Raw genomic sequence first — 18,835 nt, 5'->3', positions numbered from 1 at the left:
TAAACGCAAAGCTCGCGAAAGGGAAATCTATTTTAGGCTTGAAATATTTTATCCCGGACGTAGCCTGACTGGAAAGGTGAGGGAGAAACCATGATCATGCAGCATCCGCTCAAGGGGCCGAACAGGCTGAAGCTCGGCGTGTTTTCGACCAATGCCGATGGTGGGCTGGCGATCACCGATGTGCCGGAGCGGTGGACGGCAAGCTGGGAGGATAATCTTGCTGCGGCAAAGATCGCCGACTGCGCCGGGCTGGAATTCCTGCTGCCGATTGCCCGCTGGCGCGGTTTCGGTGGCCGCAACCGGGTGCGCGAATGGTCGTTCGAGACTTTCACCTGGGCAGCGGCGCTGGCCGCCTCGACCAAGCAGATTGGCCTGTTCATGACCGTTCACGTGCCACTCGTTCATCCGCTCTACGCCGCAAAATCGCTGGCGACGGTCGACCATGTCAGCGGCGGCAGGGCAGGCCTCAACATCGTCTGCGGCTGGAACCCAAAGGAATTCGGCATGTTCGGCACGCCCCTGGTCGAGAAGGGCTATTATCAGGCAGCCGAGTGGCTCGATATTGTCGAGCGCGCCTACGGCCCCGATCAGCCCTTCGATTTCAACGGGGTCTATTACAGCCTGAAGGATGCCGTCAGCCGGCCGGCGAGCCTGCAGATGCCGAGGCCGGTCACCATGAATGCGGCCTTCGGCGGTCCGGGTCGGGATTTCGCCGCAGCCCATTGTGATTACCTGTTCACCACGTTCACGGAGATGGCGGATGCCGGAAAGCCGGTTGCCGATATCCGCGAGCGGGCGGAGGCCAAAGGCCGTGATGTCGGCGTCTACACCGTCTGCCATGTCGTCTGCCGCGAGAGCCGGCGGCAAGCGGAGGACTATTACACGCGCTACGCCGTCAACATGGCCGATCACGAGGCGGTCGAGGCCCATATGGCAGGCAAGAAGGAGTTCTCACAATCGCATGATGCCGGAGCCTATGATCGCTATCGCCAGCGCTTTGCAGGCGGTGCCGGAAGCTATCCGCTGATCGGGACGCCGGAGAGCATCGCCGCTGAAATGATCGAGATCAGCGAAAAAGGCTATGCCGGCATAGCCCTGTCCTTCGTCAACTACACGCAGGAACTGCCATATTTCTGCGACCGCGTGCTGCCGATCCTGCGGCAGGCGGGGTATCGGAGGTGAGAATGCATTTCACCGATGGCGGGCGATGATGTTGCCGAGGACCAGGTCGAAGCGGGCGGCTTCGGCCAGGGTGTTGTAGTGCACCATGGAAATCCTGAGCGCGCCTTGTTCCATGGTCAGGCCTAGACGTTTCATCAGGCGCGGGGCGAACATGTGTCCGTCGCGCAGGCCGATGCCGGCTTCGCCCATCTGACCGGCAATCTGCTGGGGCGTGATGCCGGGGATGTTGAAGCATATTGTCGGCACGCGACCGGCAATGTCGGTCTCGTCGGAGATGCCGTAGATCACCGCGCCGTGACGCTTGAGGATTGCCAGCAATTCGCGTGACAGGGTCATTTCGTAGGCGCGGATGGCGCCCATGGCGGCGGCTATGGCAGCGCGTCGGGAGTGTTCTCCGGCGGGCAGGAAACGGCGGCCGAGGGTTTCCAGATATTTGACGGCAGCGTTCATGCCGGCCACGTTCTCGTAGGCGAAGGTGCCGACCTCGATCTTGTAGGGCGGGACATCCGGAATGAAGTCTTCCTTGAATGTCGGCAGCTTGACCAGCGCATCGTAGCGGCCCCAGAGAAAACCCATGTGTGGCGAGAAATTCTTGTAGCCGGAGCAGACGAGATAGTCGCAATTCCAGTCCTGCACGTCGATCAGGCCGTGCGGGCCGTAGTGGACGCTGTCGAGAAAGACTTCGGCGCCGGCAGCATGGGCCAGCTGCCCGACCGTCTTGACATCGACGATGGTGCCGATCGAATGGGCCGTGACGGTGCAGGCGACGAGGCGGGTGCGCTCCGACAGCAGCGGCTTCAGATCATCCGTATGCAGCGTACCGTCTTCGCGCATGTGCCACCAGATGATCCTGGCGCCATCGGCCTCCAGCGCCATCCAAGTGGCGATGTTGGCGTCATGGTCCATGTCGGTGACGATGATCTCGTTGCGTGTTTCCAGCATCCTGGCAATGCCGAGGCTGACGAGCCGGATGAAAGATGTGGCGTTCAGGCCGAAGGAGATTTCTTCCGGTCGGTAGGCGTTGACGAGCAGGCCAACGGTTTCGCGTGCCTCATCGAGATTACGGTCGACCCCTTGGCTGTGCTGGTATTTGGCCATGCGCTGGACGTTGAAGTCGATGAGGTGGTTTGCGACCGCATCGACAACAGCCTGCGGCACCTGTGCGCCGCCGGCGTTGTCGAGAAAGACAAAATCGCCGGCCTTCTGCAGTGCCGGAAACATGCCGCGCAATTCCTCGACCGGAAAGCCGTTTTCGCCGGTAAACGTAGTGTCGGAAGCTGCAGCGTTCATGGGAGTCTCGCGGGCGCGCGTTTCGTTTGGTCGGCTTGAGGCGGGGTCCCCTGCCGTCTCGCAAGCATATGATCACGAGATATTTTATAGTTCAACTAAATTCGAGGGTGGTCTTGGGATCGGCTCGGTGAGCTTGATACAGTGCTTGCAAAATTGGCTGTTTCGACATATCTTGGAGTGGTGGATGGAGCGCTAACTCCACCCACCGTTTTGCTTTTATGCTAAGAATTGGACCCGCACGGTCATTGACCAGCCTGTGCGGGTTTTTCTTAGCAAAAGCGTGAAACTAAGCGGTATGTACCACATAGATCACCTCCGTTTTCGGTAACGAGGCCCTCGCCTGGGTCGAGGAGGCCCGTCTTCCTCGATGCACCGCTGGCCACGGTGCCTGCTGCTTTCGCTACCGACGCTCTCAGTCATAGTCGAAGTGGTGAAGGGCAAGATAGAAAAATCGCCCTAAGATTGTATTTGCTGGGAGATCACGACCTGTGTTGAACAGGGTCGGTGGCGGCTTTTGCGGTTACGCGAGAGGGTTTGCTCTGGCGTAGGCCGATGCTGACGCCTGCTAGCGCAAGTGCACCACCGATGGCGTGGTAGGCGTGCAGCTCCTCCTTCAGGATCGCCCAGGCGAGAATGGCGACGACGACCGGGAGAAGGTTGATGAAGAGGGCCGTGCGCGCGGCGCCGAGCCTGCGGATCGCCGTCATCCAATAGAGTGGCGCAATCAGGGATGTGGGGATGGCGGCGTAGAGGATGAGCGGCAGGTTTGCCATCGTGATCGGCGAAATCGTCCCCATCAGCCAGACGGGAACCAGCATCAAGGTCGCAAAGGCGATCTGCCAGAACAGCTGCAGCCAGAGCGACAGCGGAATGGTCCAGCGCTTCAGCAGAACGCCGTAGAGCGAGTTTGCCGCAATCGCGATCAGCATCAGGCCATCGCCGAGGTGAAATCCACCGGTCAGGAGCGTGGCGGGATGGCCGTGCGACGTGAGGTAGACGAGGCCAGCGAGCGATACGGCGCCGCCGGCGAGACGGTTGAACGATAGTCTTTCCGCGGCAAGCAGGCTTGCAAGCAGCGCCGACATCAGCGGCATCAGAGCCAGCATAACGCCCATGTTGACGGCGGTCGTGGTCTTCGCCGCCTCATAGGCAAGGCTCTGGTAGACGACCATGCCAAGCGCTCCTAGCACTGCCAGTTGCAACCAGTGACGCGCCGCGACGGCTCGCTGTTGCCAAGCTGCCTTGGCGACGAAGGGCAGCAAAACGAGGAGAGCGATCAGCCAGCGGTAAAACGCGATCGATCCCGGAGCGATGACATCGAATGCCGCCTCCGTGACAATGACATTGCCGGACCAGATCAGCACGGTCGCAAACGGCGCGAAGGCCGAAGCCGGGGTCAGCGGCGAGGCTGTCTCGATGGATTTTCCGTCGGCCATGGATTTTCCCGCAGAACGAATAATGGAGATGTCTGCTGCAGCGGTGTGTTTAGCGGTTGTCCGATTAGTGGTATATAGCGAATTCCAGAAAGCCAATCCCGGAAACCCGCCATGTCGTTTCGATCGCCACGCCTTGACGGACAGCCGCCAGCCCCGGTTTCTTTTCGAACCGAGAGTTATGTTGGAGGTACGGTCTTTCCGGCCAAAAGCCAGGAGTGGGGCGAGCTGAACTATGCGCTCGTCGGCGTCGCGGAACTGGATATCGAAGGTATCCGCTATCTCTCCCCACCACATTACGGCATATGGCTACCGCCCGACACTCTGCATGAAGCGTGGATCAGGCATGATGTTCGCTACGTCACGGTGTATGTCGCGCGAGAGTTGTGTGCTGACCTGCCGCCCGTTCCGCAGACGCTCAGCCTCAGTCCCCTGTTGAAGGCTGTTCTGGCGGACTTTGCGATCCGCGACGTCGGCGTGCCGCAAACGACGGAGGATCTACGGCTGGCGCAGGTGCTGGTCGACCAGATACGGCTGGCGGAACGCTGCGAAAGCTATCTGCCGCTGTCCGTCGATACCTTGCTCGGACCTGTGCTGTCCGCCTTGCAGGAGTCGCCAGGGGATCGCCGGTCCCTCGAAGAATGGGCACGGATGATGAAAACCACCGAGCGGACCCTTTCGAGACGATGCCAGGACGAGCTTGGAATGTCGTTCAACGACTGGCGGCAGCGATTGAAGCTGGTCGCAGCGCTGGCGATGCTCGAAGCCGACATGCCAGTGCGCCGGGTGGCGCAAGAACTGGGCTACGGCAGCGCCTCGGCCTTCATTGCCATGTTCCGACGCCTGACAGGCGGCAGCCCCACGCAGATGCGCCGGAGATGACCCTGTCGATGCCATGCATCAGAGATCACCGATGCGCGAGGTGACCAGCAGCTTTGCCAGCCAGTCGACGAAGACGCGGACCTTGTTGCTGAGATGCCGGTTCGGCGGATAGACGATGTGCAGGGGCAGGGGGTCGCGGTGCCAATCGGGAAGCATTCGCACAAGCTTCCCATCGGCCAGCGCTTCGCGGATCATGAAGGCGGGAGCCTGGATAATGCCGAGGCCGCTCAGCGCGGCGTTGACGAAGCTTCTGCTATCATTGACCGACAGGATGTAGGTGGGGCTGATTTCGAACGTCTCGTTGGCTCTGGAGAACTCGAACGGTATCGTCTTTCCCGTCTGGGCGCGAAAGTAATTGACGGCGAAGTGTCCGGTTTCGATGTCCTGCGGGGACTGAAGCGTGCCGAATTTTTCGATGTAGCGCGGTGAGGCGCAGGTGACCATCGGGATTTCGCCGACGCGCCGGGCAATCAGGGACTGATCGGTAGGGGTGCCGGCGCGCAGGGCGCAATCGACGTTTTCGGCGAGATAATCCACCAGCCGGTCGCCGACACCCATGTCGATGCGGATATCGGGATACCGCAGGTGGAAGTCGCACAGCGCCGGGATGACAATCTCGTCGGCGAAGGCGCCGGCCATTTCGACTCGCAGCCGGCCGCTCGGCAGGCTTTGCGAATTGCTGACGCTGCCGTCGAGCTCCTCGATTTCCGAAAGGATCTGGATCGCGCGCTCGTAATAGAGGGCGCCGTCGGTAGTCACCATGACACGGCGGGTCGTGCGGTTCAGCAATTTCGTGTGCAGGTGCTGTTCGAGCCCCTGAATGAGTGTCGTTACCGTCGCCTTCGGCATCGACAGGGTCGTGGCTGCGCGCGTGAAATTGCCGGTTTCGACAACACGGGCGAAAGCGCGCATGGCGGAAAGCTGATCCATCCTGTAATCATCCTGAGCCGGTTTATGGAAAACAGCTCATTGTTCGAGATCGTGAATAGTCTGATCGAATATAGGGGACTTATCTGTAAAACGGAATAACAATATGTTCCACCCAAGAGATGAGGCGGAATTGATCTCGTTTGGTCGATCCACTCAGTTGGGAGCCCTCGATGCGTGCCCCGTTTAAGGAAGTTGTGTTGGAAGGCGTGGCCACAGGTCCGGTTTCTGCGCGTGTGTTCTGTGACTCGCTTGACGACAAGACAGCGCCGGTCGTGCTATATCTTCACGGTGGCGCCTTTCTGGACAAAGCGGTCTATGTTGGTCGTCCCGTCGCGGAGTGCCTGGCAGATGCCGGAGCCATCGTCGTCGATGCGGATTGCAGTGGGCCGACCGACAACGGTTTTCCGAAGTCGCTCGAATATGCCTACGGCGTATTGGAATATCTTGCCCGCAAGCGCGAGCTAGGTGGCAAGAAGTCGCTTTTACTTGTTGCCGGCGAAGAGTCGGGCGGAAACCTTGCAGCTGGCGTTGCCCTGAAGGCGCGCGACCAGATGCCTGGGATGCTCGACGGCCAGGTGCTGATCTCGCCTCTGCTAGACCCGTTCATGGGCAGCAAGTCGTTTCAGTGCGCCGACAGGAGCGGGATGCGTGAACGCTGGAGCGAGGGCTGGAACCACTATCTGGGTTTCCTCGGTGGTGTGTGTCATCCCTATGCCGCGCCGCGGTTCTGTTCGCGGCTCTCGGGCGTGGCGCCGACCTTGCTGTTGACGGCAGAGGACGATCCGTTGCGCGACGAGAGCGTGGAATACGGTAAATTGCTGGAAAAGGCAGGTGTTTCTGTCCAGCAGCGCATCCTGCCCGCCGGTATGGGCTGGGCAAGAATTTATGGCGGGCAATCGACCGACGAGCAAACCTGGCAGGGTGATATCTGCAAGAGTTTCAAGAGTTTCATAGACGATATTCGTGTTCGGCCTGGCTGATTGAAGCCAGTGATCTGCAGCCCGGGATCCCAAGCCGGGGCTGAAAAGGAGAGAATGCAATGACAACCAAAGACAAGCGCTGGGCCCTGTGGGGCGCCGGCATAAGCCTTGCTGCATCGGTTTCCGGAGCAGCCTTCTATCTAGACCTGCCACGTGGCGCGGTTGCCAGCGAGCCTGCCAAGGCAGCGGCGCCGGCGGCCGTTCCCGTGACCGTCGCCACCGTTGCAGCTGCAGACGTGACGGCGTGGGAGGAGTTTTCCGGACGGCTTGAAGCGATCGAACGGGTGTCCATCCGTCCGCGCGTCGCGGGTGCCATCCAGTCGGTCAACTTCCGCGAAGGAGCACTGGTAAAGCCTGGCGACCTGTTGCTGACCATCGATCCGGCGCCCTATCAGGCAGCCGTTGCCCAGGCAAAGGCGCAGGTCGAAGCCGCCGCTTCGCGCGTCGATCTTGCCAAGCTCGAACTCGACCGCGGTCGTCGCCTTTCCGACAACAAGACGATTTCGCAGAGCGACCTCGACACCAGGGCGAGCGCCTATTCAGAAGCGCAGGCGAATGTCCAGGCGGCCCAGGCAGCCCTGCAGACCGCCCAGCTCAACCTCGACTACACGCAGGTCCGCGCACCGATAGCTGGTCGTGTCGGCAAGCTTGAGGTTACCGCCGGCAACCTCGTCGCTGCCGGCTCGGCGTCTCCGGCGCTGACGACGCTGGTTTCGGTCGATCCGATCTATGCCAGCTTCAATGCAGACGAGCAGGCCGTGACCAGTGCCCTCGGACAGCTCACGGCCAATGACGGCGTTGCGCCGCCGGTCGAGCAGATCCCGGTTGAGATCGGTACGACACGCGACAGCGGCACGCCGATCACCGGCAAGCTGCAACTGATCGGCAACGAGGTCGATACTGCCAGCGGCACCATCGGCGTGCGCGCCGTCTTTGCCAATCCGGGCGGCCATCTCATCCCCGGGCAGTTCGTTCGGGTGCGAATGGGCCAGCCGAAGTCTGAAAACAAGATCGTCATCAACGACAGGGCCGTGGGCACCGATCAGGACAAGAAGTTCGTGTTTCTTGTCGGCGCCGACAACAAGCTCGTCTATCGGCAGGTGACGCTCGGTGATCTCAATGACGGCCAGCGTATCGTCGAATCGGGCCTCAAGGTCGGCGACCGGATCGTCGTCAACGGCCTGCAGCGGGTGCGCCCGGGTGCACTGGTCGATCCGCAGCCTGAACAGAAGCCCGAGCAGAAGGTCGCCGCTTCGAAGTAGGCGCCTTCAAGACCGGGAGGGGGCCTCCCGGTCGGTTAAAAATTGCAAATGGCATGAGACCTGCGGCGGAGTTGCCGCGTGGTCCTGCGCAGTGCGTCCACCGTTATCCCTGGAGAGGGCCACATCATGAACATGTCTCGCTTTTTCGTCGACCGACCGGTGTTTGCCGGCGTGCTGTCGGTCCTGATCCTCGTTGGAGGATTGATCGGCATGGGACTGCTGCCGATTTCGGAATATCCGGAAGTCGTGCCGCCATCGATTGTCGTCACCGCGCAATATCCGGGTGCCAATCCGAAGGTCATATCCGAGACGGTGGCAACGCCGATCGAAGAGCAGATCAACGGCGTCGAGGGCATGCTCTACATGTCCAGCCAGGCCACATCCAACGGCCTGATGACGCTGACAGTGACCTTCAAGCTCGGCACCGACCCGGACAAGGCGCAGCAGCTGGTGCAGAACCGCGTTTCGCAGGCCGAGCCGCGGCTGCCGCAGAACGTCCGCGATCTCGGTATCAACACCGTCAAGAGTTCGCCCGACCTGATGATGGTCGTGCATCTGGTGTCGCCGGATAATCGCTACGACATCACATACTTGCGCAACTATGCGGTCCTTAACGTAAAGGATCGGCTGGCGCGCATCCAGGGCGTTGGCCAGGTCGAGATCTTCGGGTCCGGCGACTATGCCATGCGCGTCTGGGTCGACCCGCAGAAGACCGCTGAACGCGGGCTTGCGGCCGACGATATTGCCAACGCCATCCGGGCGCAGAACGTACAGGCTGCCGCCGGCGTCATCGGCGCGTCTCCGAACCTTACCGGCATCGACGTGCAGCTCAATGTCAATGCGCAGGGCCGCCTGCAGACGCCGGAGGAATTCGGCAACATCATCGTCAAGAGCGGTACCAACGGCGAGATCACCCGCCTGCGCGATGTCGCCCGCGTCGAGCTCGGTGCATCCGATTATTCGCTGCGCTCGCTGCTCGACGGCAAGTCCGCTGTCGCCATCCCGGTTTTCCAGGCACCCGGCTCCAACGCCATTACCATCTCGGACGAGGTCCACAAGACCATGAACGAGCTGCAGCAGGCGATGCCTGACGGCGTGAAATACGAGATCGTCTACGACACCACCGAGTTTGTCCGCACCTCGATCGACAAGGTCGTCCATACCCTGCTCGAAGCCATCGCGCTGGTCGTCGTTGTCGTCATCCTGTTCCTGCAGACATGGCGTGCGTCGATCATTCCGCTGGTGGCAGTGCCGGTGTCGATCATCGGTACCTTCGGCGTCATGTACATGTTCGGCTTCTCGATCAATGCCCTCAGCCTGTTCGGGCTGGTGCTGGCCATCGGTATCGTCGTCGACGACGCCATCGTCGTGGTAGAAAACGTCGAGCGCAACATCGAGAACGGCCTATCTCCGAGGGACGCTACCTACCGGGCGATGAAGGAAGTCTCCGGCCCGATCGTTGCTATCGCCCTGGTGCTGGTCGCGGTGTTCGTGCCGCTTGCCTTCATCTCGGGCCTGTCCGGCCAATTCTATCGGCAGTTCGCGCTGACAATCGCCATTTCCACGGTCATTTCGGCTTTCAACTCGCTGACGCTGTCTCCGGCTCTGGCATCGCTGCTGCTGCGGGACCACCATGCCCCGAAGGACTGGCTGACGCGGGTGATGGACAAGGGCCTTGGCTGGTTCTTCCGTGGCTTCAATACTGTCTTCCAGCGCGGTTCGAACGGCTATGGCCGTGGGGTCGGCGGCATCCTGTCGATGAAGAGCGTCGTCATGGTCGTCTATCTCGCCCTGATCGGCGCCACCTACTTTCTGTTCCAGGCGGTGCCGGGCGGGTTCGTGCCTGCCCAGGATAAACAGTATCTGATCGGCTTTGCCCAGCTGCCGGATGCCGCCAGCCTTGACCGGACGCAGAATGTCATCGAGCGGATGAGCGAGATCGCCATGAAGGAGCCGGGCGTCGAGCATTCGATCGCTTTCCCCGGCCTGTCGATCAACGGGTTCACCAACTCCTCGAATGCCGGCGTCATCTTCGTCAAGCTGAAGCCGTTCGAGGAGCGTACGACACCCGATCTGTCGAGCGGCGCCATCGCCATGCAGCTGAACAAGAAGTTCGGCGGCATCCAGGAAGCGTTCATCGCCATGTTCCCGCCGCCGCCCGTCCAGGGCCTCGGCACCACCGGCGGCTTCAAGCTGCAGCTCGAGGACAAGGCTGGACTTGGCTACCAGGCCCTCGACGAAGCCAACAAGGCGTTTCTGGCCAAGGCCTATCAGGCGCCTGAGCTTGCGGGTCTGTTCTCGAGCTTCCAGATCAACGTGCCTCAGCTTTACGCCGACCTCGATCGCGCCAAGGCAGAGCAGCTGGGTGTCTCGGTGACGGATGTCTTCGATACGCTGCAGATCTATCTCGGCTCGCTCTACGTCAACGACTTCAACGCTTTCGGACGTACCTATAGCGTCCGAATACAGGCGGATGCCAAGTTTCGGGCTCATCCCGGCGATATCGGGCAGTTGAAGGTGCGCTCGTCGACAGGGCAGATGATCCCGCTTTCGGCGTTGCTGAAGGTCGAGGCCAGCACCGGGCCTGAGCGGACGACGCGCTACAACGGCTTCCTGGCTGCCGATATCAACGGCGGCGCGGCACCCGGGTTTTCATCCGGCCAGGCGCAGGCAGCAGTCGAGCGGATTGCGGCAGATACTCTGCCAAAAGGCATCGGCTACGAGTGGACCGACCTGACCTATCAGCAGATCATCGCCGGAAATTCCGGACTGATCATTTTCCCGCTGGCCTTGCTGCTCGTCTACCTCGTGCTGGCCGCACAGTACGAAAGCCTCGCACTGCCGCTGGCGATCGTCATGATTGTCCCTATGGGGGTCTTTGCGGCGCTGACCGGGGTCTGGCTGATGGGAGGCGACAACAACATCTTCACCCAGATCGGGTTGATGGTGCTGGTTGGGCTATCGGCGAAGAACGCCATCCTGATCGTCGAATTTGCCCGCGAACTCGAGTTTGCCGGCAGGACGCCTGTACAGGCTGCCATGGAAGCCAGCCGTTTGCGGCTGCGGCCGATCCTGATGACATCGATGGCCTTCATCATGGGCGTCGTCCCTCTGATCACCTCGACAGGTGCCGGCGCCGAGATGCGCGCGGCCATGGGCGTGGCAGTGTTCTCCGGCATGATCGGCGTGACGTTCTTCGGCATCTTCATGACGCCAGTGTTCTACGTGCTGATCCGCAAGCTGTCGGGCAACCGTCCGCTTAAGCAGCACGAGGAGCATAACGCCGAGATCATCCGGATTGCTGCCGAATAGAAGTTGCCTGTTCGGCGCTTGACCTCCCCGGACAGACGGAATGGGCGGATCCGCAAGGGTCCGCCCATTGTTGTTTCGGGAATAAGATATATCTTCGCAAGAGGTCCAAGGCACGGAATGCCGTGGCTTTGCTCATCCAATGCATCACAAAGGTAGACGCCCGCGTTTCTGATGTTTATTAACATTGGCTAAAGCAAGGCGACGTGATCTGAGGTTGGCAGGGTGTGTCGCATTGCCTTGGCGTCGGGAGGAGCGGAGATCGCAGAACCATCTATCGATGCGGGTCGGACAGAGCAGGAGTTCCAGGATCTCGTGAGGAGGTTGGAGCTGGCGCTGGAGACGTCGCAAATTGGTGTGTGGGAGCACGATCTCCGGGATGACAGCATGGTCTGGGACCTCTCCATGCACCGGCTCTACGGGACCGGCATGTTGGGCAGGGTAACCGGTGACATCTGGCTAAACGCGCTTCATCCCGACGACCGAGACAGAGCCTCTGCCGAATTCGATTTAGCTGTGGCCTCCAGAGGCCGATACAACTCCCATTTTCGCATCATTCTTGCCGACGGCCAGACGCGCCACATCCGCTCGAGCGCACGTTTCTACGAGGGGCCCGAGGGCTCTGTGTCGATCATCGGCGCCGAGTGGGACGTCACCGCCGACGTCATCCTGACCCGCGAACTGGCGGAACAAAAGTCTGTGGCAGAGGCGAGGGCGGTCGCGGTGGAGCGCAGCAAAGGGCTGGTCGAGCACGCTGCCAACCATGATTATCTCACCGGCTTGCCCAATCGCCGCTATTTTGACCGCCGGCTTGCCGAGCTGTTGGGCGATCCGACGGTCGAGAGCCTCGCCGTCATTCATATCGATCTCGACCGCTTCAAGGAGATCAACGACAAGCTCGGGCATGCGGCTGGCGACGCCATGCTGAAGGCCACCGCCGCGCGTCTTTCCGGCGCCGTTTCCGGAGCGAGCATGGTTGCCCGCATCGGAGGCGACGAATTCGTAGTCCTGCTGACCAACGTGGCCGAGGCCGGCGTGCTGGAGACGCTGGCCGACCGCGCCCTCTCTGCGCTGCGCGCCGATGTCCCTTTCGCAGCCGGCGTCGTGCAGACGAATGCCTCGGTCGGTATCGCGTGGAATATGACTTCAAAGGCCGGGAATATTCTGGCGGAATCCGATCTGGCGCTTTACCAGGCGAAGAAACTTGGTCGCAACAGGGTGCAGTTTTTCAGTGCAAAGCTGCAATCCGATCTGCTGGGCAAAAGGCAATTGGCCGGCGACCTCAAGCTTGCATTGCAGCGCCACGAAATCATCCCCTATTACCAGGTGCAGGTGGATGCGCGCACGCGGCGCATCTTTGGCCTCGAGGCCCTGGCGCGCTGGAAGCATCCCGTGCATGGCCTGATGCTTCCGGGGACCTTCCTCAAGGTTGCCCAGGAATACGGTCTGGAAGCCGAAATTGATGCCGCGGTTCTGGAGCAGGCCCTTGCTGACTACGGACGATGGCGGGCGGAAGGTATCGTGCCGCCGCGCATTGCGGTCAATGTGTCTGCCAAACGGCTCAACGACCCGCAACTGATCCAGAAATTGAACAGGCTCGATATCCCGCCGGAATCTATCGTTTTCGAGCTGGTTGAAACGATTTTCCTCGATGATTGCGATGATATCGTCGTCTCGAATATCGCGGGTCTGAAGACGCTGGGTGTCGATATCGAGATCGACGATTTCGGGTCGGGGCATGCGTCGTTGATCGGGCTGGTCAGCTTGCGGCCGAAGCGGCTGAAGATCGATCGCCAGCTCGTCACCAACATTACCGTGTCGGAAGAGCAGCGACGCCTTGTGGCGTCGATCGTGGAGATTGCCAAGACATTGAATGTCGAAGTTATTGCCGAGGGTGTCGAATCCGAGGAGCATGCCCGGGTGCTGGGAGAGGTCGGCTGCGACGGGCTGCAGGGTTTTGCTCTCGGCTATCCGAGCCCGGCGGCCGACATCTTCACGCTGCTGTCACAGATGCCGGCAGACAGCGCGTAGACCAGCTGTAGCCGCAGGCGTTCTACTGGATCTGCAAAACGGCAATGACGATCCAGCTCAGCCCGCCGAGAACAAGCAACGATAGCGTCGCTGCCGCGATCACCCGGCCACCGGCGTGGCCGACAACCCGAATGTCCACCGACAATCCCAGCGCTGCCATGGCGACCACCGTCAGCGTGTTGGCGACGAACGTCATCGGCAAAAGGGCGACCTCCGGGATGAGGCCGAACGAGCGCAAGCCCATCATCAGCACGAAGCCGACGATGAACCACGGCACGATGGAGTGGTGCTGTGCCGGGAGTTCCGTCTTCACGCCCTTCATCATCGTTCCGATCATGACGATGACGGGGCCGAGCATCAGCACGCGCACGAGCTTGACCAACGTGCCCGTCTGGACGGCCAGCAAGCCTGCAGGTGCCGTCGCAGCCAGCACCTGAGGCACGGCATAGACCGTCAAGCCGGCAAGGACGCCGTATTGCGACGGGCTGAGACCCGCCCTGACGAACAGCACCGGCAGCAGGAACACCGCGAAAACGCCAAGCACGGCGGTGAAGGCCAGTGCGGCAGTGATTTCCTCGGCATCGGCCTCGATGACCGGCGCAACGGCGACGATGGCGGAGTTGCCACAGATGGCATTGCCGCAGGCGATCAACGTCGCCAGCTTGCCCGGAAGGCCCAGCAGGCGACCGATGGCGTAGCTGATGGCTATCGACAGCAGGACCACCCCGGCAATCGCGCCGATCAACGGTAACCCAGCACCCCGGATCGCCGACAGGCTGATCGATGCGCCCAGCAGCACGATCGCCACTTCCAGCAGGATCTTGGCGCTGAAATCAATACCCGCGCGCATCGAGGGCATCTGCGGCAATGCGGTTCGAACGGCGATGCCGAAGCCGATCGCCAGGATGAGACCTTCGATCCATCGGCCACCAAGCATCACAACCTCAAGCTTTTCGACCGCCACTGCAGCCAGTGCGACGGCAAGACAAAGTGCCAATCCTGGCAAAATGTGACGTGAGCGCAAGGCTATAGACATGGGTCACCTTCTGGTTTGGTGCCCGAAGTGTCCTACAGCGCGTTGTAGATTTCTATCGAATATTATGGCATGTTTCGTTCGATGAAAACGAACGGTTGGCCAATGACGTTTGAACAGCTTGCCATCTTCGTTGCCGTTGCCGAGCGGGAGCACCTCACCCGGGCCGCGCAAGCCATACGTCTGACGCCCTCAGCCGTCAGCGCCTCGATCAAGAACCTCGAGGCGTTCTACGGCGTGGAACTGTTTCATCGCGTCGGGCGACGGATCGAGCTGACGCAGACGGGACGGGTGTTTTTGAACGAGGCGCGGGCGACACTGGCGCGCGTGCGCGCGGCCGAACTGATGCTGTCGGAGCTCGGCGGACTGCAGCGCGGCCAACTCGATCTCTACGCTAGCCAGACCATCGCCAGCTACTGGTTGCCGCCGGTCATGATGCGCTTCCACCAGGCCTATCCCGGCATCGATCTCAGCCTGACCATCGGCAATACCCGCACCGTCGCGGATGCAGTCATCGCCGGCGAGGCGGAACTCGGGCTGGTGGAGGGCGAAATCGACGCACCGGAACTGTCGTCCGTCGTTGTTGCAAGCGATGCGCTATCGGTGGTGGTGGCGCCGGACCACCCGTGGGCGGATGGCCGGACGCTGTCAGCAGCCAACCTCGTGGCCGACAGTCTCTGGGTGATGCGCGAGAAAGGGTCGGGCACCCGCTCGGCCTTCGAGGAGGCAATGCGGGGTTTCGGAATTTCGCCGCAGGACATGCAGGTCGCGCTGGTCTTCCCATCCAACGAAGCGGTTCTATCGGCCGTGCAGGCAGGCGCCTGCGCGGCGGCGATTTCCAGCGTCTCGGCCAGTCTCTATCTGCAACAGGGGCTTTTGGTGAAGGCGGGCTTCGAGCTACCGGCCCGCAGTTTTCGCCTGCTGCGCCACAAGGAGCGGCACGCCAGCAAGGCGTCCATCGCGCTGGAACAGATGTGCAGCGTTGTTACACCTCGAGCCAGCGCATCTTGAGACGCGTGCGGTGCGGCTCCAAATTGGCCGGAATGCTTGATTTTCCGGCATTATCCTTGACAGTCCGGCAATTGTGACGAAATTTCGGGTCAGATCTTCTGCAATGGGAGAACCGGCACTATCGACAAGCCCGAGGATCGTATTCGCGCGCTCGATATCTGGCATGGGCCAATCGAGATCGCTGCCCTGACCGGCGGCATCACCAACCGCAACTATCTCGTACGGGACGGTTCGCGGCGCCGCGTCGTGCGTCTCGGCTCCGATATTCCGGTTCATCATATCGTCCGTGCCAACGAACTGGCGGCCAGCCGGGCTGCCCATGCTGCCAGCTTGTCTCCCGATGTCGTCTATCATGAGCCCGGCATTCTCGTGCTCGACTACATCGACGCGCCGGCGCTGTCGGCCGAGGCGCTCGGGCGGCCGGATATGCTGGAGCGTGTCGTGCTGCTGGTGCGTGATGCCCATCGCAGGGTCGGCGGCCACCTGCGTGGTGCTGCCGGGATGTTCTGGTCGTTTCATATCATTGCCGACTACGCATCGACGCTCCGGGATATCGGGAGCCGTTACGAGCCCCTGCTGCCGGGATTGCTGGAAAAGATGGGGAGGCTGGAGAAGGCGGCGGGACCGTTTGACATCGTCTTCTGCCATAACGACCTGCTGGCCAGCAATTTTCTCGACGACGGTCATCGGCTTTGGCTTATCGACTGGGACTATGCCGGCTTCAACACGCCGTTGTTCGATCTGGGCGGGCTTGCCTCCAATGCCGGATTTTCTGCCGATCAGGAGGCCGCCATGCTGGACATCTACCACGACGGCGTCGGTGAAAGAGGATTGAAGCGCCGCTACGAGGCGATGAAATGTGCGTCCCTGTTGCGCGAAACGCTCTGGAGCATGGTGTCCGAAACCTATTCCACGATAGAGTTCGACTACGTCGCCTATACCGCCGAAAACATGGCGCGGTTCGAGCGCGCCTACGACCTGTTTGATATCGAGGAACGTCGATGAAGGAACTGCCCAGGACAGCAAAAGCAGTCGTCATCGGCGGCGGCATTATCGGCTGCTCGACCGCCTATCACCTCGCCAAGCTCGGCTGGACGGATACCGTTCTTCTCGAGCGCCGCAAGCTGACGTCCGGGACGACGTTTCATGCGGCTGGGTTGGTCGGCCAGTTGCGCTCCAGCGCCAACATCACCCAGCTGCTCGGCTATTCCGTCGATCTATACAAGCGGCTGGAGTCGGAGACGGGTCTTGCGACCGGCTGGAAGATGAATGGCGGCCTTCGCCTTGCCTGCAACGAAGAGCGCTGGATCGAAGTCAAGCGCCAGGCAACGACCGCCCAGTCGTTCGGTCTCGACATGCAGTTGCTGACGCCATCGGAGGCGCTGTCGCTCTGGCCGCTGATGCAGGTCGACGACCTCATCGGTGCAGCCTACCTTCCAACCGACGGCCAGGCGAACCCATCCGATATCACCCAGGCGCTGGCGCGGGGCGCGCGCATGGCGGGCGCTGCGATCTTCGAGGATACGGAAGTCCTCGACATCGAGATCGACAAGGGGCGGATCCGCGCCGTCCTCACCGATCGCGGGCGGATCGAGTGCGAGCGGGTCGTCGTCTGCGCTGGCCAGTGGACGCGGGATTTCGCGGCGCGCTTCGGGGTCAACGTGCCCCTTGTCTCGGTCGAGCACCAATATGTCATCACCGAATCCTTCGGTGTGCCCTCGAACCTGCCGACGCTACGCGACCCGGACAGGCTCACCTACTACAAGGAGGAGGTCGGCGGTCTCGTCATGGGTGGCTACGAGCCCAACCCGATCGCCTGGGCAGTCGACGGCATACCGAAGGATTTCCATTTCTCGCTGCTCGATTCCAATTTCGATCATTTCGGGCCGATCATGGAGCAGGCACTCGCCCGCGTTCCGGCGCTGGAAACGGCTGGTATCAAGCAACTTTTAAATGGCCCGGAAAGTTTTACGCCGGATGGCAACTTCATCCTCGGTGAGGCGCCTGAGCTGCGTAACTTCTTCGTCGGCGCCGGCTTCAATGCTTTCGGCATTGCATCTGCCGGTGGTGCCGGCATGGCTCTGGCGGAATGGGTCTCGAAGGGGCAGCCTCCCTACGACCTATGGCCTGTCGACATCCGCCGCTTCGGTCGCCCGCATTTCGACACCGACTGGGTGCGCAGCCGGACGCTGGAGGCCTATGGCAAGCACTACACCATGGCCTGGCCATTCGAGGAACATGCGAGCGGACGTCCCTGTCGCAAATCGCCGCTCTATGATCGCCTGAAGGCGCAAGGGGCCTGCTTCGGAGAAAAGCTCGGCTGGGAGCGGCCGAACTGGTTTGCCGACCTTTTTGCCGGGGAGGAGCCCCGCGATATCTACACCTACGGTCGGCAGAACTGGTTTCATGCCGTTGGCCGCGAACACAAGGCCGTGCGCGAATCCGTCGTCATCTTCGACCAGACGTCGTTTGCGAAATTCGTGCTGAAGGGGAGGGATGCCGAAGCGGCGCTCACCTGGATCGCCTCCAACGACGTGGCGAGGCCGGTCGGATCGCTGATCTACACCCAGATGCTCAACGACCGGGGCGGCATCGAATGCGATCTGACGGTCGCTCGCCTGGCAGACGACGAATACTACATCACCACCGGTACCGGCTTCGCCACTCACGACTTCGACTGGATCAGCCGCAATATCCCCAAGGGTCTGCAGGCAGAACTCGTGGAGGTGACATCGGGCTATTCCGTGCTGTCGCTGATGGGGCCGCAATCGCGCGCCGTGCTCGAGCAGGTGACCCGCGCCGATGTCTCGAATGCGGCATTTCCGTTTGGCCAGGTGCGTACCATCGGTATCGCCGGTGCACCTGTGCGGGCGCTGCGCATCACCTATGTCGGTGAACTCGGCTTCGAGTTGCATGTGCCAGTGGAAAATGCCGGGGCGGTCTACGATGCACTGATGACGGCAGGTGCCGCGCATCATCTGGTCAACGCCGGATACCGGGCGATCGAAAGCTGCCGGCTGGAAAAGGGTTATAGAGCCTGGGGTGCCGATATCGGCCCCGACCACACGCCGATCGAAGCCGGGCTCGGCTGGGCCGTAAAGAAAAACGCAGATTTCAGGGGACGGGCGGCCATCGAAGCGCAGCGCGGGTCCGGCGTCAAGAAGATGCTAGCCTGTTTCGTGCCGGAGGACCGCGATACGGTGCTGCTCGGACGGGAAACCATCTATCGCGATGGCGAACGCGTCGGGTGGCTGTCGAGCGGCGGCTTCGGATATACCATCGACCGGCCGATCGGCTACGGTTATGTCCGCAACGCTGCCGGGGTCAGCGCCGATTTTGTCATGTCGGGGCGCTATACGCTCGACGTCGCGATGCGGCGCGTTCCCTGTGCTGTCTCGCTGAAGCCGCTCTACGACCCCCACATGGCTCGCATCAAGGCGTAAAGGCTGTGGCTTTACGGACATCTCCGGCTTCATTTTGTTGACTTGGGCA

The 18,835-nt window shown here is 61.3% G+C and carries 13 protein-coding genes; 9 read left to right on the top strand and 4 right to left on the bottom strand.

The features are described 5' to 3' along the window. Positions 1–90 precede the first annotated feature (90 nt). The gene (locus PR017_RS11315; protein WP_111222471.1) at positions 91–1,182 is read left to right on the top strand and encodes an LLM class flavin-dependent oxidoreductase; all 1,092 of its coding nucleotides are present in this window, start codon (positions 91–93) and stop codon (positions 1,180–1,182) included. A 9-nt stretch (positions 1,183–1,191) separates the two neighbouring features. Here the strand turns inward: PR017_RS11315 and PR017_RS11310 are convergent, their stop codons facing one another. Together PR017_RS11310 and PR017_RS11305 are read right to left on the bottom strand one after the other, a co-directional pair. Next, positions 1,192–2,472: a cysteine desulfurase-like protein gene (locus PR017_RS11310; RefSeq protein WP_111222472.1), complete on the bottom strand. Its 1,281-nt coding sequence runs from the start codon at positions 2,470–2,472 to the stop codon at positions 1,192–1,194. A 479-nt stretch (positions 2,473–2,951) separates the two neighbouring features. After that, positions 2,952–3,908, bottom strand: a complete 957-nt coding sequence (locus PR017_RS11305) for a DMT family transporter (protein ID WP_111222474.1) — start codon at positions 3,906–3,908, stop codon at positions 2,952–2,954. Between the two features lie 111 nt (positions 3,909–4,019). Here PR017_RS11305 and PR017_RS11300 point away from each other — a divergent pair, with 111 nt between their 5' ends. Beyond that, positions 4,020–4,787 (top strand): AraC family transcriptional regulator, encoded by a 768-nt coding sequence (locus tag PR017_RS11300; RefSeq protein WP_111222475.1) that lies wholly within the window; start codon positions 4,020–4,022, stop codon positions 4,785–4,787. A gap of 18 nt (positions 4,788–4,805) precedes the next feature. On the opposite strand, the gene PR017_RS11295 is transcribed toward PR017_RS11300, so the two are convergent. Next, a complete protein-coding gene (locus tag PR017_RS11295; RefSeq protein WP_111222476.1) occupies positions 4,806–5,717 on the bottom strand; it encodes a LysR family transcriptional regulator in 912 nt (303 codons plus the stop codon). 170 nt (positions 5,718–5,887) lie between these two features. Here PR017_RS11295 and PR017_RS11290 point away from each other — a divergent pair, with 170 nt between their 5' ends. The 4 genes from PR017_RS11290 to PR017_RS11275 all read left to right on the top strand — a co-directional run bounded on the left by PR017_RS11290 (position 5,888) and on the right by PR017_RS11275 (position 13,299). After that, positions 5,888–6,697 (top strand): alpha/beta hydrolase fold domain-containing protein, encoded by an 810-nt coding sequence (locus PR017_RS11290; protein ID WP_111222477.1) that lies wholly within the window; start codon positions 5,888–5,890, stop codon positions 6,695–6,697. Positions 6,698–6,756: 59 nt separating this feature from the next. Beyond that, complete coding sequence (locus PR017_RS11285) at positions 6,757–7,959, top strand: efflux RND transporter periplasmic adaptor subunit (RefSeq protein ID WP_111222478.1); 1,203 nt, start codon at positions 6,757–6,759, stop codon at positions 7,957–7,959. 126 nt (positions 7,960–8,085) lie between these two features. Next, positions 8,086–11,271, top strand: coding sequence for an efflux RND transporter permease subunit (locus PR017_RS11280; RefSeq protein WP_111222479.1), 3,186 nt, complete (start codon positions 8,086–8,088; stop codon positions 11,269–11,271). Positions 11,272–11,508: 237 nt separating this feature from the next. Next, positions 11,509–13,299: a putative bifunctional diguanylate cyclase/phosphodiesterase gene (locus PR017_RS11275; protein WP_425069995.1), complete on the top strand. Its 1,791-nt coding sequence runs from the start codon at positions 11,509–11,511 to the stop codon at positions 13,297–13,299. Between the two features lie 22 nt (positions 13,300–13,321). On the opposite strand, the gene PR017_RS11270 is transcribed toward PR017_RS11275, so the two are convergent. Beyond that, positions 13,322–14,335, bottom strand: a complete 1,014-nt coding sequence (locus tag PR017_RS11270) for a YeiH family protein (RefSeq protein ID WP_111222480.1) — start codon at positions 14,333–14,335, stop codon at positions 13,322–13,324. A gap of 102 nt (positions 14,336–14,437) precedes the next feature. On the opposite strand from PR017_RS11270, the gene PR017_RS11265 reads away from it, so the two are divergent. The 3 genes from PR017_RS11265 (at position 14,438) to PR017_RS11255 (ending at position 18,786) form a co-directional block, all read left to right on the top strand. Continuing rightward, entirely contained in the window at positions 14,438–15,343 is a 906-nt protein-coding gene (locus tag PR017_RS11265; RefSeq protein ID WP_111222481.1) for a LysR substrate-binding domain-containing protein, read from the top strand. A gap of 120 nt (positions 15,344–15,463) precedes the next feature. Beyond that, the gene (locus tag PR017_RS11260; protein ID WP_111222482.1) at positions 15,464–16,348 is read left to right on the top strand and encodes a phosphotransferase; all 885 of its coding nucleotides are present in this window, start codon (positions 15,464–15,466) and stop codon (positions 16,346–16,348) included. Further along, on the top strand, positions 16,345–18,786 hold the full coding sequence (locus PR017_RS11255) for a GcvT family protein (RefSeq protein ID WP_111222483.1): 2,442 nt from the start codon (positions 16,345–16,347) through the stop codon (positions 18,784–18,786). Before PR017_RS11260 ends, PR017_RS11255 begins: the two co-directional genes overlap by 4 nt. Positions 18,787–18,835: the final 49 nt, after the last annotated feature.

It is taken from the genome of Rhizobium tumorigenes (assembly GCF_003240565.2).
Lineage (GTDB): Bacteria > Pseudomonadota > Alphaproteobacteria > Rhizobiales > Rhizobiaceae > Rhizobium > Rhizobium tumorigenes.
Note: the sequence above shows the minus strand (reverse complement) of the source record. Positions and strands in the feature narration are given on the sequence as shown.

Bases quoted from the DNA above. Each gene is read 5' to 3' on its own strand.
- PR017_RS11315 (WP_111222471.1), top strand. From the start codon at position 91: ATGATCATGCAGCATCCGCTCAAGGGGCCGAACAGGCTGAAGCTCGGC.
- PR017_RS11310 (WP_111222472.1), bottom strand. From the start codon at position 2,472: ATGAACGCTGCAGCTTCCGACACTACGTTTACCGGCGAAAACGGCTTT.
- PR017_RS11305 (WP_111222474.1), bottom strand. From the start codon at position 3,908: ATGGCCGACGGAAAATCCATCGAGACAGCCTCGCCGCTGACCCCGGCT.
- PR017_RS11300 (WP_111222475.1), top strand. From the start codon at position 4,020: ATGTCGTTTCGATCGCCACGCCTTGACGGACAGCCGCCAGCCCCGGTT.
- PR017_RS11295 (WP_111222476.1), bottom strand. From the start codon at position 5,717: ATGGATCAGCTTTCCGCCATGCGCGCTTTCGCCCGTGTTGTCGAAACC.
- PR017_RS11290 (WP_111222477.1), top strand. From the start codon at position 5,888: ATGCGTGCCCCGTTTAAGGAAGTTGTGTTGGAAGGCGTGGCCACAGGT.
- PR017_RS11285 (WP_111222478.1), top strand. From the start codon at position 6,757: ATGACAACCAAAGACAAGCGCTGGGCCCTGTGGGGCGCCGGCATAAGC.
- PR017_RS11280 (WP_111222479.1), top strand. From the start codon at position 8,086: ATGAACATGTCTCGCTTTTTCGTCGACCGACCGGTGTTTGCCGGCGTG.
- PR017_RS11270 (WP_111222480.1), bottom strand. From the start codon at position 14,335: ATGTCTATAGCCTTGCGCTCACGTCACATTTTGCCAGGATTGGCACTT.
- PR017_RS11265 (WP_111222481.1), top strand. From the start codon at position 14,438: ATGACGTTTGAACAGCTTGCCATCTTCGTTGCCGTTGCCGAGCGGGAG.
- PR017_RS11255 (WP_111222483.1), top strand. From the start codon at position 16,345: ATGAAGGAACTGCCCAGGACAGCAAAAGCAGTCGTCATCGGCGGCGGC.